This is a genomic window from Paraburkholderia nodosa (assembly GCF_001718195.1).
GTDB lineage: Bacteria > Pseudomonadota > Gammaproteobacteria > Burkholderiales > Burkholderiaceae > Paraburkholderia > Paraburkholderia nodosa_A.
Map to the genome: position 1 here is coordinate 69,589 of NZ_MCNV01000016.1, position 14,863 is coordinate 84,451.

The 14,863-nt window shown below is 65.4% G+C and carries 16 protein-coding genes and 2 pseudogenes; 5 read left to right on the forward strand and 13 right to left on the reverse strand.

The window, feature by feature from the left end:
* Positions 1–52: 52 nt before the first annotated feature.
* Positions 53–289: a hypothetical protein gene (locus BFD71_RS40750; RefSeq protein WP_141710796.1), complete on the forward strand. Its 237-nt coding sequence runs from the start codon at positions 53–55 to the stop codon at positions 287–289.
* Between the two features lie 10 nt (positions 290–299).
* A complete protein-coding gene (locus tag BFD71_RS24720) occupies positions 300–599 on the forward strand; it encodes a hypothetical protein (RefSeq protein WP_069266952.1) in 300 nt (99 codons plus the stop codon).
* 79 nt (positions 600–678) lie between these two features.
* Here BFD71_RS24720 and BFD71_RS24725 read toward each other — a convergent pair whose 3' ends face one another.
* From BFD71_RS24725 to BFD71_RS42295, 5 genes are all read right to left on the reverse strand, one after another.
* On the reverse strand, positions 679–1,827 hold the full coding sequence (locus BFD71_RS24725) for a porin (RefSeq protein ID WP_370684310.1): 1,149 nt from the start codon (positions 1,825–1,827) through the stop codon (positions 679–681).
* Between the two features lie 174 nt (positions 1,828–2,001).
* Positions 2,002–2,682, reverse strand: coding sequence for a response regulator (locus BFD71_RS24730; RefSeq protein WP_069266954.1), 681 nt, complete (start codon positions 2,680–2,682; stop codon positions 2,002–2,004).
* A gap of 18 nt (positions 2,683–2,700) precedes the next feature.
* A complete protein-coding gene (locus BFD71_RS24735) occupies positions 2,701–4,077 on the reverse strand; it encodes a sensor histidine kinase (RefSeq protein WP_069266955.1) in 1,377 nt (458 codons plus the stop codon).
* Positions 4,078–4,141: 64 nt separating this feature from the next.
* Positions 4,142–5,101, reverse strand: a complete 960-nt coding sequence (locus tag BFD71_RS24740) for an ABC transporter substrate-binding protein (protein ID WP_370684311.1) — start codon at positions 5,099–5,101, stop codon at positions 4,142–4,144.
* 424 nt (positions 5,102–5,525) lie between these two features.
* Positions 5,526–5,654 (reverse strand): hypothetical protein, encoded by a 129-nt coding sequence (locus BFD71_RS42295; protein WP_256094903.1) that lies wholly within the window; start codon positions 5,652–5,654, stop codon positions 5,526–5,528.
* Between the two features lie 263 nt (positions 5,655–5,917).
* On the opposite strand from BFD71_RS42295, the gene BFD71_RS41580 reads away from it, so the two are divergent.
* Both BFD71_RS41580 and BFD71_RS24745 read left to right on the forward strand, forming a co-directional pair.
* The gene (locus BFD71_RS41580) at positions 5,918–6,070 is read left to right on the forward strand and encodes a hypothetical protein (RefSeq protein ID WP_176732957.1); all 153 of its coding nucleotides are present in this window, start codon (positions 5,918–5,920) and stop codon (positions 6,068–6,070) included.
* 86 nt (positions 6,071–6,156) lie between these two features.
* The gene (locus BFD71_RS24745; RefSeq protein WP_069266957.1) at positions 6,157–6,909 is read left to right on the forward strand and encodes a hypothetical protein; all 753 of its coding nucleotides are present in this window, start codon (positions 6,157–6,159) and stop codon (positions 6,907–6,909) included.
* An 81-nt stretch (positions 6,910–6,990) separates the two neighbouring features.
* Here BFD71_RS24745 and BFD71_RS24750 read toward each other — a convergent pair whose 3' ends face one another.
* From BFD71_RS24750 to BFD71_RS24770, 5 genes are all read right to left on the reverse strand, one after another.
* Complete coding sequence (locus BFD71_RS24750) at positions 6,991–7,857, reverse strand: AraC family transcriptional regulator (protein ID WP_069266958.1); 867 nt, start codon at positions 7,855–7,857, stop codon at positions 6,991–6,993.
* Between the two features lie 117 nt (positions 7,858–7,974).
* Positions 7,975–8,238 (reverse strand): hypothetical protein, encoded by a 264-nt coding sequence (locus BFD71_RS24755; RefSeq protein WP_069266959.1) that lies wholly within the window; start codon positions 8,236–8,238, stop codon positions 7,975–7,977.
* A 22-nt stretch (positions 8,239–8,260) separates the two neighbouring features.
* Positions 8,261–9,331 carry an MBL fold metallo-hydrolase gene (locus BFD71_RS24760; protein ID WP_069266960.1) on the reverse strand — a complete coding sequence of 357 codons (1,071 nt, stop codon included), beginning with the start codon at positions 9,329–9,331 and terminating at the stop codon, positions 8,261–8,263.
* Positions 9,332–9,549: 218 nt separating this feature from the next.
* Positions 9,550–10,689 (reverse strand): hypothetical protein, encoded by a 1,140-nt coding sequence (locus BFD71_RS24765; protein ID WP_256094904.1) that lies wholly within the window; start codon positions 10,687–10,689, stop codon positions 9,550–9,552.
* 131 nt (positions 10,690–10,820) lie between these two features.
* On the reverse strand, positions 10,821–11,777 hold the full coding sequence (locus BFD71_RS24770) for a LysR family transcriptional regulator (RefSeq protein ID WP_069266961.1): 957 nt from the start codon (positions 11,775–11,777) through the stop codon (positions 10,821–10,823).
* Positions 11,778–11,957: 180 nt separating this feature from the next.
* Here BFD71_RS24770 and BFD71_RS24775 point away from each other — a divergent pair.
* A pseudogene (locus BFD71_RS24775) lies at positions 11,958–12,122 on the forward strand (RidA family protein); the annotation flags it as partial.
* An 87-nt stretch (positions 12,123–12,209) separates the two neighbouring features.
* Here the strand turns inward: BFD71_RS24775 and BFD71_RS24780 are convergent.
* The 3 genes and pseudogenes from BFD71_RS24780 to BFD71_RS24790 form a co-directional block, all read right to left on the reverse strand.
* Positions 12,210–13,310 carry an NAD(P)H-dependent flavin oxidoreductase gene (locus tag BFD71_RS24780; RefSeq protein WP_069266963.1) on the reverse strand — a complete coding sequence of 367 codons (1,101 nt, stop codon included), beginning with the start codon at positions 13,308–13,310 and terminating at the stop codon, positions 12,210–12,212.
* 29 nt (positions 13,311–13,339) lie between these two features.
* Positions 13,340–14,620, reverse strand: a complete 1,281-nt coding sequence (locus tag BFD71_RS24785) for an MFS transporter (RefSeq protein ID WP_069266964.1) — start codon at positions 14,618–14,620, stop codon at positions 13,340–13,342.
* Positions 14,617–14,781, reverse strand: a pseudogene (locus tag BFD71_RS24790) (MFS transporter); the annotation flags it as partial. The gene BFD71_RS24785 and the pseudogene BFD71_RS24790, both read right to left, overlap by 4 nt.
* Positions 14,782–14,863 lie beyond the last annotated feature (82 nt).

A 14,863-nucleotide genomic window follows, 5' to 3' on the forward strand; every position in this document is an offset into this window, starting at 1 on the left:
AGGGCTGCGGGCTATTAGGGATAGGCCGTCGGAGCTCTATAAAGCAGTAGCCGTGCCAGCGCGCATCGACGTCTGGAACAATCCGCAACACATTGATTTCTTTGCCATTTTCCGGAACGCCACTCGGCTCGAATCCGCCATCGATCCGAGATTTCAGAATCGGCTCGAGCCGGAGGCCGAAATCTCGGCCTGCCTCGACCCGACCGTTGAGTGTATGGCAAGAGTGAGTTTCAGAATTCGCTCTGGAACGGCGCCGATCGTTGGCAGAAGATGGATCACCGCAATGTGAGGAGTGAGCCATGAAGATCGTCTTGCCAGGATGCGCCGTCGTTTGCGCCGCGGCGCTATGGAGTGCCGGCGCGCTGGCCGCGCCGCCGGGTTCGGCTTACCAGACGCCTGTGCAGTTATCGAGCGGAAGGAATCTGCTTTGCAGCGTGAACGCATCACAGCCTGCCGGCGAAGCGGCCGCGCTCTCGCGTCGCGAGCAGGTGGAAGCCGATGTCCTCGCCACGCAGCCTTTGAGGCTCGTGAGCGGCCCGGAATCGCCTTACCCCTCTGCCTATACGGCGCCGAGCGTTGCCTGCGTGGACGCGGGTTGATGCCGCAGAAAGCACCGCGGGGCTCGATTCGCCTGACGAATCGAGCCCCGCGTGCTACGAAGTTGAGTGAGAAGGCCGATCAGAAGCGCGTGCGCACGCCCGTCGTCACTTCGACCTGGTTGGTCGCACCGAAGGTCGTGCCCACCGTGTAGCCGCCGTGCAGCTTCATGTAGTCGCCTGCCAGATACACTTCGGTGCGCTTGGACAGGTGATAGAAGATCGAGCCGTAGAGCGTTTCCTTGAAGCCGTTGTGCAGCCCGCTCGTGGGATCGAATGCGCCGATGTTGGCGTTCGGAATATTGCCATCGACGTTATACGCGGCGTTGTGCGTGCGCATTTGCTGGTAGCCGAGTTCGTAGTCGAGCGCGCCCTTCGGCACGAGCTTGAACGAGACCGTCCACGCATTGTCCTGACGCTGGCCGAGCGCCCCCTGATTGCCCCAGTAGCGGAAGTAGCCCGCATTGGCGCGCACGATGCCGATCGTGTAGTTGCCGCCAACCGAGAACGCCTGGTTCGTGTTGCCGTCGCGGTTCACGTGGTTATAGAAGGTCGAGGCCGTCCACGTCGGGGCGTTGTAGCCGAGTGCGAACTGATAGTTCGCGTTATTGCCGAAGCTCGTCGAATTGCCGAAAGCGTAGCCCGCTGCCGCGTAAATACCGTTATCGAAGACCTTCTTCCACGCGAGGCCGTTTTCGTAACGGGTGCCCGTTGCGCTCGCCGCGTAGAAAATCATCTGCTTGAAGTTGTTCGCGTTGGTCCAGCCGCCCTCTTCCGTCGTGAGCTTCGCGTTGCCGTACGGGTCGCCGTAGATGGCCGCGGCGTCACGCGCGATGGTGTTCTGGAAGCCCGCCGTGAGCTTGCCGAAGCGCTCGTCTTCCACGCCGACCCAGGCGTCACGGTCGAAGATCTGGCCCGGGTCTTCCATCTGGCCATCGCTCGCGCGGTATTCGCTTTCGAGCCGGAAGATCACCTTTGTGCCGCCGCCGATGTCTTCGGCGCCCTTCAAGCCCCAGCGGCTGCCGCTGAACCACGGTTCGCCGGCAATGCCCATGCCGATCACGTGGTTGCCGTTGGCATCCGCGTGCGATTGATAGGTGGGGACGCTCAGGTCGATGAGGCCGTAAAGTTGAACGCTCGATTGCGCGTGTGCGCCGCTCGCTGCGAGTGCGCCGAAGGTCGCGCCTACGGCAGCGACAGCAAGTTGTTTTCTCTTCAAGATCGTCTCCAGGGGTTGCTTCGTTGGAAGTTTTCATGGACCCGCTGCCATCACTCGCCGGTTTCGGCGAGCCGTGTGAATCAGCGGGTGAGACGAATAGTAGAGAGGTGAATCCTTCGCGATTCTTTCACGAACGATGGGTATTCCTAAGTAGATCCACTAATACCGTAAATAAAGCCGGCCTGCTCAGGCCGCCACCGCCTCTTTCACGCGAAGGATGTAGCCGAGGCCGCGCAGCGTGGTGATCTGCACGCTCGATTCCGCCAGATGCTTGCGCAGGCGATGGATGTAGATGTCGATCGCGTCCACGCTCGGTTCGTCGCTCAGGCTGCAGATGCGATCCAGCAGCGCCTGCTTAGGCACAGCCTTGCCCTGGCGCAGCATGAGTGCTTCGAGGATGGAGTGCTCGCGCCGGCGCAGGGTGAGCGGTGCATCCTTGTGGCGAAACTCGCGCGTGTCGCAAACGTACTGCAGGTCGCCGCAGGTCAGCCAGCCCGACTTCTCGCCAGTCTGCCGCCGTATCAGCGCCTTGATGCGCGCAACCAGTTCGCGGCTGTCGAACGGCTTGACCACGTAGTCGTCGGCGCCCGCGCCGAAACACGCCACCTTGTCGTCTATCGAGCCATGCGCGGTCAGCATGAGCACGGGCACGTTGTTGCGCCTGCGCCGCAAACGATTGAGCACGTCCTTGCCGCTCAGTCGCGGCAGGCGCATGTCGAGAAGCACGAGGTCATAGCTCTGCGTGAGCAGCACGGAGTCCGCGGCTTCTCCATCGGCCACGCAGTCCACCGTGAAATTCTCGGCGCGCAGCAGGTTGACGATCCAGTGCGCGAGTTCGGCGTTGTCTTCTACGAGCAGCAGCTTCATGGTCCTTCTTACCCCTCCTCATCCGGGCCAGACGGGCAAACGCACCGTCGCGACCAGACCCACCCGCTCGGCCCCCGCGGCAACGCTCACCGAGCCGCCGTGCGAGCGCGCGACCTGATGCACGATGGCGAGACCAAGCCCCGTGCCGTCGGTATCCGCCGCGACGCGATAGAAGCGCTCGAACACGTGCGCACGGGCCTCGGCTGGAATGCCGGGGCCGTTGTCCACCACTTGCAGCATGACCTGCTCCCCTTCGCTGCGGCACACGGCCGTCACGCGGCCGCCCTTGTGCGTATAGCGAATGGCGTTGTCGATCAGGTTGGACACGAGCGAGGCCAGCAGGCCGGTGTTGCCCGCCACGTGCACGTCGTCGTCGAGTTCCGCGCCGAGATCGATGCCGCGCCGCTCCGCCGCCTGGACCATCTCTTCGAGCACGGAAGACACGACCTCGGTGAGATCGACGCGCGTCTGGCTCGGCGACGATTGCGTCATCGATTCCGCCTGTGCGAGCACAAGCAGTTGATTCGTCAACTCCGCCATTTTCTGGCTGGTGCGGCGCACACCTTTGAGTGCGTCGAAAAGCGCGGGATCGTTCGCGTCGCACTGACTCGCGAATTGCGTTTGCGTGGTGAGCAGCGTGAGCGGCGTGCGCAGCTGGTGCGCCGCGTCGGCGATGAACTGCCGCTGCATGGCGGCATGCACCTTGAGCCGCGCGATGCACTGGTTGATCGCCTCGACAATCGGCCTCAGTTCCGATGGCAGATGATCCGGGCGGATCGGCTCCAGTTGCACGGGCTCGCGGTCCGCGACGTCGTCCTTGAGCTTCATGAGCGGCCGCAGCTCGAGCGTAAGCCCGAGCGGCACGAGCAGCGCGACGAGCGCCAGCATGAACCACTGGCGTGCGAGTTGCGGCCTCCACAAGGCGTTGATCATCGCCTCGCGCGACGCGATCGTCTTGCCGACGATCACCATGACGCGTTCGGCCCGGCCCGAGTCGTAGAGCATGCGCTCGTAGGCCACGGCGCGAATCGGCAGTCCCGCATACGTGGTGTCGTAGAACACAGGCACCTCGGCGGTGTTCGCGCGCGGCAACGGCAAGTCCGGCGCGCCGCCCAGCAAGCGGCCATTGCCGGCGAGCACCGTGTAGAACACATGATCCTGCCACGGCGATTCGAACAGTTCCAACGCCGCCGGCGGGATTGTCGCTCTGAGGGAGCCGTTGTCCCAGTCGACGTCCTCGATGATCGTGCGCGCCGAATCCAGCAGCGAGTGGTCCTGCACGAGATCCGCGGTCTGCCGCGCGGCATCGTACGACTCGCAACTCGTCACAACGACAAACGCGGCGAGCGGCACCAGCAGCCACAACAGCAACCGCCCACGCAGGCTATGCACCATGTCGCGCTCTCTCAGATACCGGACCGCCAGACGGCGAGCGCAGGACGGCAGCTCCGGACCTGCTTCATTTCGCGCTGACGAATTCGTTCGTGTAGGTGCCGGACAGATCCACGTGCTTGCCCTTCACCGAGGGATTGAAACTGGAGAGCACCTTCAGTACGGTCGCCGGACCGTCGGCGGGCATCTTGCCGTCTGCGGTGTACATCGGCAGCGAGGCCTTGAGTGCGCTCACATAAAGCGCCTTGTCCTTTTGATAGTCGGCGGGCATTTGCGCGGCGATTTCCTCGGCGCTGTGCGTGTGAATGAATTGCATGGTGCGCACGAACGCGTGCGCGAGCTTCACCGCCTGAGCCTTGTGCGACTGGGCCCATGCGTCCTGCACGTAAAGGCTTGCGGCGGGATAGGTGCCGCCGAGCGCGGCGCGCGTGCCTTCGACCGTGCGCATATCGACGAGCACCTTTGCATCGCCGGCTTTTTGCAGCGCCGATACGGTCGGCTCGGTCGTCATGCCCGCGTCGATGCGCCCCTGCTTGATGGCCGCGATGAAGCTCGCGTCCGCGCCCACCGGCAACATGGTGTAGGCGCTGGAGGCGATGCCATGCTGGCTCGCCAGATACTGCGTGAGAAAACTGGTCGAGGACCCAAGGCCCGTCACGCCGAGCGTCTTGCCTTTGACGTCGGCCATCGACTTGATCGTGCCCGCCGCTTTCGACGACACCAGTTCCACTTCGCCCGGCACCTGGCCGAACACGACGATCGCCTTGACGTCCTTACCCTTGGTCTGCAGGTCGATAGTGTGATCGTAGAAGCCGACCACGGCCTGCACCGCGCCTGCGAGCAGTTCGTTCTCCGCATCCACGCCCGCGGGTTGCGAGAGCAACTCGACGTTCAGCCCTTCGTCGCGGAAATAGCCCAGTTGTTCGGTGAGGCGCGCGGGCAGGTAAATGAGCTTCGTGATACCGCCGACCATGATGGTGATCTTCTCGCCGGCATCGTCGGCGGCATGCGCGCCTTGAAGCGCCATGGCAAACAGCAGGCCACCAGCGAGTGCGACTCGACGCAGCGCGCCAAAACTCAATTGCATTGATTGTCTCCGTCGGGATAGGCCGGTGGCGCGATGCTCGCCACTTCGATCGTTTCGGGGATTCTAGTGATTCAAACCCTTCCCGAAGCTTTCGCGGGTCACGCGGATTTATACGGGATTTCCATGAGCGACGGTGTTATTTATGCTTTTAATTATTCTGAATAAAAATGGCTTTTATTCAGAATAATGACTGCGGTGCAGTCGATTCAAACAGGATTACTGATCGATTTGGTGCAAAGCCGAGAGACCCGGTTCGAGAGTCTCTGCCAAGGGAAATACCGGCCGGCGTTATTGCGGCAGTGCGCTCTTCATGACCCGCACCACGTCGCGGGGCTCAATTCCTGGCCTGCCGACCAGCGAGTCGTCACAGAACGCGCTGGACGGCCCGGGCGGAATCTGTGATGTCCTGCCCGAAACCGGCGACCGTGTTGCAGCCCGCCAAAGCGGCCAAAGCGCCGATCATCGATACCGCCGCCAGAATCCGTCCGATCATGTTCAACTTCCCCTAAGCTCGATTTTTGATTGTTGCGCGGGCGGCCGCTCATGGCCATTCGCCCGCGGAGTCCAGCCCGATTTGAGTCGGCCGGAATTTCGTATTCTGCCTGTGCCGGATCTTTGCGTGCAAATTGGCAGCGGATGCGGTCACGCGCGGGGGCATTGCGCCGCCCGCGCAATCCGGCAGTTGCTTGAATGCGGCGTTCCTTCTCGAGCAAGGCGCCAACGCCAGTTATTCGCTTTGGGCAGCCGTATGGCGCGATGACGAATCTGAACGAAGCGGGAGCCGATCCGTCCATCGCCGACCCGCAAGGCCGCGATAGCATGGCGATCGCGCGCGAACGCAAGCTGCCGGCGGGTATCATTGAAAAGCTCGAGTCGCTGCAGCGCAAACTGCCTGGGCGTCGCCATTGATCCGCCAGCTTCCAGTCATTTCGACGCCTGCGACGCGTAACACAATCACGTAACACAACCACGCAACACAACGGGCCCTCTCGTCAATGCGCATTTTCGGAATCAGCCTTTACGTCATCATCGCGCTGCTTTTTGCAGTGCACGCGATCCGCAACCAGCAGAACATGTACTGGCTGCTGATCCTGTTTCTTTTCCCCGGGCTTGGCAGCCTCGTCTACTTCTTCGTCATTTATCTGCCGAGCCTGCGCCAGTCGCGCGGGGCGAGGGCAACAGGCCGGGCCATCTCGCAACTGGTCGACCCCAACCGCGCCGTGCGCGAAGCGCGCAACGATTTCGACCGCGCGCCGACCGTCGCGCACCGTATGCGCCTGGGCGCTGCGCTGCTCGACGCGGGCAACGCCGTCGAAGCGCTGCAGCACTACCAGGCGGCGGCCACCGGGCCGTTCGCATCCGATCCCGCGTTGCTCGAAGGTCTCGCACGCGCGCAGTTTGCCAATGGCAATACCGCAGCCACGCAGGAGACGCTGGAAAAGCTGTTCGCCCTCCAGCCTGTCGCCCGCCAGCAGCCGGATCCCTCCTTGTTGTATGCACGGGCGCTCGCCGCGAATGGCGCAGCGGGCACCCGCGCCGCGTTCGAAGCCGCGCTCTCGTGCGCGAGCGACGCCGCTCCGCGTTGTCTCTTCGCCGACTGGCTGGCAAAGCAGCCCGGTGACGCCGATCGCCAGCGCTCGCGCGAGCTTTACGCCGAGATCGTGCACGACGCGAAGCACTGGCCGCGTCACGCCCGCGAGCACAATGGCGAGTGGCTGCAACGGGCTCAGGCCGCGTTGAGCCGATAGCGTGCCGAGCAGCGCCGCGGTGTCATGGTGTGCGCCGGTCATCGCGCCTGGAATCGATATGACATGACCTGCCGGATGCGTTCAGTCCGGCGTGTGCGCGTCCATGCGCGCGCACATGCGCCGGTAGGCGGCCGGCGTCATGCGGTACGCGCGGCGAAACCAGCGGCCGAGATGGCTCTGGTCGGCGAAACCCACTTCAGCCGCGACCCGCGCCGGCGTGTGGCCCGCCGCCAGCAGCCTGCGCGCGGCACGCAGGCGCAAGCGCACCAGGTACGCATGGGGCGACGTGCCGAACTCGCGCTGGAACAGGCGCGTCAGACGAAACCGGTCGATGCCCGAGCTATCGACGAGTTCGTCGAGCCCGATGTTCGCGCTCATGTGTTCGTGCAGCAGGTCGCGCACACGGGCAAGGGCGGGCGAAGCGGGGCGCGCCGCTGCGGTCGTATCGAGCAGATGGCCGCCCAGGCGCTCCAGCAAGCAGTCGAGCGCCTCGTCGCGCGCGAGCCGGCCTTCCTCGCCGTATAGCGCAAGAAACGCCCGGCGGATCGACTCGGTCAGGCGCGGGTCGTCAACGAGCGTCTGGCCGAAAGCGGCCGCCACGCCGCCCAGGCCCGCGATGTTCAGCCTGCGCGCCGCACACTCGACCCACGGCTGCGGGAGGTACAGCATCGCGTAGGTGAAGCCGCCCGGTTCGGGCGCGTGGCCGTCGTGCAGCGCGCCCGGTTCGATCAGGATCGCGCGGCCCGGCACGCTCGTATGCAGCGACCGGTGACACTGAAAGCGCTGCACCCCCTGCTCCGTATAGCCGATCAGCATGTCGTCGTGATCGTGGGGATCGTAAGCGTGGCCGCTGAAATGCGCGCGCAGACTCTCGATGCCCGTCTGCGCATCGCGCCGCGCGACGAGCCAGTGATCATTCCGGCCCTCAGTCACCGTGGCGTTCGTCATGGCAAGCCTGGCTCCTCGTTTCCGATTCCTTTCCCAAGGGGACGAGTGTACGCCGGCCATGCGCGGAGGACCGTACGTGGCCTCGTCGGCGTCATCGGCGCCGGCGCTCCATGGGGTTCAGTCGTCGAACTCGCCGGCCTGCAGCGCTTCGTCGAAATCCGTGATCCACGGGGCGAAGTGATCGGTGTCGTAGGTGGCCGTCTTGCCGTTGGCGATCCGGGTGACGGATACCTGGCGAATCGCCGCGCGCTCACCGCCGGCAGCGGTTTTCTCGTTGTCCGAGATCCGGAACTCGCCCAGGTCGAGCCCCCGGCTCGCGAGCACAGCCTTGACGTCTTCCTGCTCATCCCAGGAAAACTCGGCGAAGTCGTGGGCTGTCATGTTCGTCTCCTCCAGGGCGTCATCACGGACTGCACGGCGCGACGGGCAATCCCTCGGCCTTCCAGCGCAACATGCCGCCAGCGAGATTGGCCACCTTGCCGAAGCCCGCCTTGGTCAGCAATACGCTTGCCTGCGCGGAGCGCACGCCGGAGCGGCACACCGCCACGACCGGCCGGTCGCGATCGAGCTCGTCGATGCGCGACATCAGTTGCGAGAGCGGCACGAGTTTCGCGTCGGGCAGATGGCCGAGATGGTCGATGAACTCGGGCGCCTCGCGCACGTCGACGATCTGCAGCGCCGCCGCATGCTCCAGTAGCGCCATGGGCTCGATTTCCCATACGCCGCTGAAGCGCAGCGTGAGCGGCGCCCAGTCGGGCGTTTCCTGGATCGGCGCGTCGCCTTCCGGCTTGCCGCAGCGCAGGTTGGCGGGCACCGCGACGGCCATCTGCTTGGGGTGCGGCAAATTCAGGTTGTGCATGTAGCCCGCGAAGTCGCCGAGATCGACGTCGCCGCCCAGGCGCGGATTAAAGCGCCTCTCCTCCGCCACGCTCGTGACCGTGATGCCGCGATAGTCGTGCGCCGGGTAGAGCAGGCAGTCGTCGGGCAGCGTGAGAATCTGCTCGCGCACGGAAGTGAACAGCTGCTCCGCGCTCCCGCCCTGGAAATCGGTGCGGCCGCAGCCGCGTATCAGCAGGCTGTCGCCGGTAAAGGCCATGCTCGCGTCGTCGAGGACGTAGGTCAGACAGCCGCTGGTGTGACCAGGCGTGGCGCGCACTTCCAGATACCGTTTGCCGAAGGCGATGCGATCGCCGTGCCGCAGCGGACGGTTCACGCCCTCGGCGCCCACCGCGTCGGCGAGCGCGATCTGGCTCCCGCTGCGCTCGCGCAAACGCCACGCACCCGTGACATGATCGGCGTGCACATGGGTATCGAGCGTCGCCTGCAGGCGCAAGCCCAGCTCCCGCAGCAGCGCGAGGTCGCGCGGCACCTGCTCGTAGACCGGGTCGATCAGGAGCGCCTCGCCGCTTTCGGGGTCGCCGAGCAGGTAGGTATAGGTAGACGATACGGGGTCGAAAAGCTGGCGAAAGATCATCGCGGCTCTCTGCGAAAACAAACGCGTGGTTCGCTTTCCAGTATGCCGCATCCGGTTTCGGCCCGGCGGCTCGACGTGCGCGATCTACCCGCGTTTGTTCGGCAGAGAACCAAAGAGCCGCAAGGTCGCTCGCCGCGATGCGGCTCATCGATTGCCATTGCCCGGCTCACCCCTGTGCTGCGGGGCGAGCCGTGGGCAGTGACGTGCATTGTTGGCGATCAGTTACCCGTGCGCAACGTCCAGACCGTTGCCGCGTTGGTAGTGTCGTCGACGGCGGCGAACTGCGAGTGGTGCTGGCTGTCCATGCCAAATGCGAGCCCGAACGCGGAACCCGTCGTGGGATCGACCGACATCTGCGCGACGAACTGGCCGTCCATGGTGAATTCGACGATCTCGCTGGGCTGTTGCGCGTCGGCGTTCACGGCGTCGCCATTGGCCGTGACGAGATGCCCGTTGGGCGCGAGCGCAAGGGCAAGCGGTCCGTGCAGGTGGGTATTGTCCTGATAGATCAGCCGCCCCACTCCGCCGCTATGATTCGCACCCGCCGCGCCGTAGACGGCGAATACCGCGTTGTCGCCTGTCGAAGCGACGTAGAGCACGTCGTGCTGGCCATCATAGGCGAGGCCCGTCGGGCCGACGACCAGCGCAGCCGGATCGGTGCGATGCATGTAGCCCGAAGCGACGATGGTCGAGGAGGGCAACTCCTTCACGCCGTCCTCGCCGATCGCAAGGTCTATCCGGGCGACGGTGCCGTCGAGCACGTCCGAGACGAAGACCTTCACGATTTGGCCGCCGTCGAGCACGGTGAGGTCCCAGGGGCCGTCGAGCAGCCGCGCATCTTTCAGTTCCTTGACGAGCCGGCCCTGCGGATTGATGACGAGAAGCGAGCCCGGCGCGATGACGTCCTTGCCGTTCGTGGTCGGCACGTTGCCCACCAGTACGAAGCCGCTTCGCAGCACGGCGAGCGCCGTCGTGAGACCAAGGTTGGCGCCCTGGAAGAACGTCACTGGCGGGCTATTCGGAACGAGCTTCACGATCGTCGTGCCGGTGCCTTGCAGATTCGATTTCGCGTTGAAGTTGGACACCACCACGTCACCGGGCTTGAGCGTACTCCATGAGGGCACGCCGAACGGTACGAATGCGATGCCGTACGGATTGACGTCGCCATTGGACGGCACGGTCGATGAAGTCGCAAAGGCCGGCGGCAGGATCGCCTGCAGGCCGTCGGCGCGCACGGTCCCAAGCGTCAGGGCGAAGAGCCCGGCGCCCATCGCGAGATGACGCAGTCGCGGCACGAACGCCGCCCGGTTCCGGCCGAAGTATGAACGACATGCAGACAACGCGGGGGAAGCTTTCATCTGACACCTCCTTCTCGCGGGGACGGTCCGGACGCCAGGACGACTCGCGCGGCCAGTGAACGCACCATGCTTCGCGCGCCCCGCGTTTTGCGTAAACGATCCAGTGGCGAGGCTATTCCGCTAGTCGCGCTTCAACGCTTTGCCATTCCGATTTTCGCTTTTGGCGAAACCGCAGGCGCCGAAAGCTGCTCCACCAGAAAATCCACGAACGCCCGCACCCGCGACGTCAAATAACGTGCGTGCGGATACAGCAGGATGAACGGCCGGGTACGCCCTCCCTCCTCTCGCAGCACTTCCACGAGCCGGCCTTCGCGCAGGTCGTCGGCGACGACGAAGCGATACGTCTGGAACAGCCCCGCTCCCGCGCGCGCGAGCGTTACGCCGGCGAGCGCGTCGCCCGACGTTCCGTAACTTCCGCTCGTGATCACGTCGCCATCTTCATTGGCATTGCCGTCGAACGTCCAGGCAAGATGGCGCCCACTACTTGGCAGTTCGAACTGTATGCATTCGTGCGACTGCAGATCCGCCACGGTCTTCGGCACGCCTGCGCGCTTCAGATAGGCGGGCGTGGCCACCACCACCATCTCCGCGTCTTCCAGCTTGCGCGCCACCAGGTTGGAATCGGCGGGCGCGCGCCCGCGGATCGCCAGGTCGAAGCCTTCGTCGGCGAAGTCGATGTTGCGGTTGCTCAGATGCGTGTCGACCTGCACCTCCGGATAGCGCTCGCGAAACGCCGGCAAGAGCGGCAGCACGCGATAGTGCCCGTAGGGCGTGGGCATGCTGATGCGCAGCACGCCAGCCGGCGTGGTCTGTTCGCCCGTGACTTCGCGCTCCGCGTCCACGAGTTGCGAGAGCGCCTGGCGGCACTGCTCGAAGTAGCGCCGCCCCGCATCGGTCAGGCGAATCTGGCGCGTCGTGCGCACGAACAGGCGCACGCCGAGCCGCTCTTCGAGCCGCGCCACGGACCGGCTCACCGCGGCGGGCGTGACGCTCGCCGCATTGGCCGCCAGCGTGAAGCTGCCCAGCTCCGCCGCCTGGCAGAACAGTTCGATGCTGCCCAGCAGCAGATCGTCGAATTTGCGTTGCATGCCCTTTTCTCCTGATGGCTCCAGCTCGCGCCAGATGCTTTAGTTCTATTCTGATGCGTCCAACATGAGGCGAATACGCATCGCCACTCGAGGAGAACATGGTGTCCGTCGAACAAAAACTTGCCGATCTCGGTCTCGCTCTGGCCGTCGCGCCGCAACCGCTCGGCAACTACAAGGCCAGAAGGCTTTCTCGAGCAGCCTGCCGTGCTCGACGCCGCATCGGATCTCTTCGCCGCCGCGCTCGGCGAGAAGGCCGGGCACGCGCGCTCCGCGTTCTCGCATGCGCGACTGCCCCTCGATCTGCCCGTCGAACTCGTGGTGATCGCGCAGATTCTGCCTGCCTGAAACCGTCTTTTCCGCCGCCTAAAGGAACATCGGCACGCGCATCCATCGCGCGTGCCGATGTTCCCGTTTGCGTCGATCAAATGCCGCTCAAGCCCATACCGACTGCAGCCGTGCGATGCTCTCGCGCGTCTCGCGCTCCAGTTGCGCCACCAGCTCCGCCGCCGGCAACGCGCGCGCGAGCGGCGCGGCCTGGCCCGCCCACTGCGCGCCGTAGCCGAATTCACCCTTGGCCTTCGCAGCCGCGATCAGCGCCTTGCCCGCGTCGTACGTGATCGGATAAGACGGAACGCGCGGCGCCTTCGGGTCCTCGCCAAGCGCGGTGAAGCGATTGACGATGCTGCGCGCAAGCCGCCCCGAGATTGCCGAGGTGAACGTCGTATGGCGCGCGGGGTCGCCGAGCAAGGCGGCGCGATAGCCTTCGTCGGCCGCGCTCTCCGGGCAGGCCACGAACGCCGTGCCCAGTTGCGCCGCCTGCGCGCCCAGCGCGAGCGCGGCCGCGATGCCCGCGCCGTCCATGATGCCGCCCGCCGCAATCACGGGCACGTCGAATTCGCTCACCAGCAGGCGCGTGAGCGCGAACGTGCCGAGGCCGTCGTCGCGGGCGTCCTGATCGAACACGCCGCGATGGCCGCCCGCCTCCACACCCTGCGCGACGATCGCATCCACGCCCGCCTCCACCGCTGCGGCCGCTTCGTCGAGACTCGTTGCGCTCGCAAACAACCGGACGCCCGCGTGCTTGAGCTCGGCGATCACCGCATCGGGCGGCAGGCCGAAATGGAAGCTCACCACGGCCGGCTTCTCTTCGAGCAGCATGGACTGCATGGCCTTGTCGACGACGAAGCTCATGTAGATCTCCGAGAGCGAGGCAGGCGGCTTCGCGCCGTATTGCTCGAACACCGGCGCGAGCCAGTCGAGCCACGCGCGCTCCACAGCCGCGTCGGGCGTGGCCGGGCGATGGCAGAACACGTTGACGTTGAACGGCTTCGCCGTCAGCTCGCGCGTCTGGTGGATCGCGCGACGGGCGTTCTCCGCGTTCATCGCGGCCACGCCCAGCGAACCGAGCGCGCCCGCATTCGACACGGCGGCGGCCAGCGCCGGCGTGGTAGTGCCCGCCATGGGCGCCTGGATGATCGGCTTCTGAATGCCGAGCGAGCGCAGCAACGCCCGCTGGTCCACTTGAGTGCTCATGTTGCGTTCCCTCCGGATCCGTTCCCGTTTCAAGCGTGAGCGCGGCGCTGCGCCCAGTGCGCGAGTCCGCCGCATGCGACCAGCAGCGCGCCGGTCGCGAAGAACACGGCGTGCAGACCGAAGTGAACGCCGACCACGCCGCCGATCACCGGCCCCACCACCTGGCCGCTGAATTGCGCCGACTGCAAATAGCCGAGCATGCGGCCCGTTTTGCTTTCGTCTACCGACTGCCGCGCGAGCTTGCCGATGGAAGGCAAGAGCCCCGCGAGCGTCATGCCCATCACCACGCGCAGGCCCGCGAGCTGCCACCAGTGTATGACGAACGCTTGCGGCACCATCGCGAGCCCGGTGAGCACGAGGCAGGCGACGATCACGCGCCAGCTCCCGAAGCGGTCGGCCAGTGCGCCGAGGCGCGCCGCCGTGAGCATGCTGCCAAGCGCCGAGCATGCCATGACCACGCCCGCCACGCGCGCGAGATGCGCCGCGCCCACGCCCAGACTGCCGATATACACCGTGATGACGGGCTCGATCGACATGTTGGCGAGCAGCACCATCATCGCGGTCACGAGCAGCGCGGCCACCACCGCATAGTCGGGGCGGCGCGCACCGCTGCCCGAACCGGCCGCCGCGTTGCTTGCGTGCGGTTTCGCGTCGCTTTCTGGATGAAACTCTTCCTTCACGACGAAGATGGTCAGGAGCGCCGCCACGGCGATCATCGCGCCGCCGGCGAAAAAGGTGCCGCGAATGCCGATCCACCCGGGCAGCACGCCGCCCACCAGCGGCCCGACGAGATTGCCCGCGAGCGCGCCCGTGGAAAGAATGCCGAGCGCCCAGCCCGCGCGCTCGCGCGGCGCCTGGGTGCCGACCATCACCGTGGAAGCCGACGCGTAGCCACCTACGAGGCCGGCGATCAGACGCAGCGCGACGAGCTCGTACACATTGTGCGCCACGCCGATCATCGACATCACCACGGCCATGCCGATGGCCGCGCGCACGAGCATGGGCTTGCGGCCATAGCGGTCGGCAAGGCGGCCCCAGATCGGGGCGGTGAGCGCCGTGCCGAGGAAGGTCGCGCCGAATGCCACGCCCGACCACTGGATCACGGCGGACTGCGAGCTCACGCCGAGCTGCCGAACGTAGAGCGGCAGGAATGGCAGCAGCATGCTGAGGCTCACGAGCGTCGTGAACGAGCCGATCACGCACACGACGAGATTGCGCCGCCAGTACTGCGCATTGCGCTCCGAATAGCCGCGCGGTTGCGGCTTTGACTGCCGCAGCGCAGCCGCGGGCGAGGAAACAGTGGTATTCACTTGGCCCTCAACGCAGAGAAGAGATCGACGAAGAGCGCGAGCCCGAGCGCCGCGGCGCCGAGCGCGAACAGCGCGAGGTAGTTGCCGCCGCTCGACGAGAACACGAACGACAGGCCGTACGCGGCAACCGCCTGCATCACGGCGAAGCTCGTCGTGGCGGAGACCGCGTTGCAGGCCGCAGGCGCGGACGGATTCGAGACGGCTTGATGCATTGCGACTCCCAGGAGCGAATGCAATGAAGCA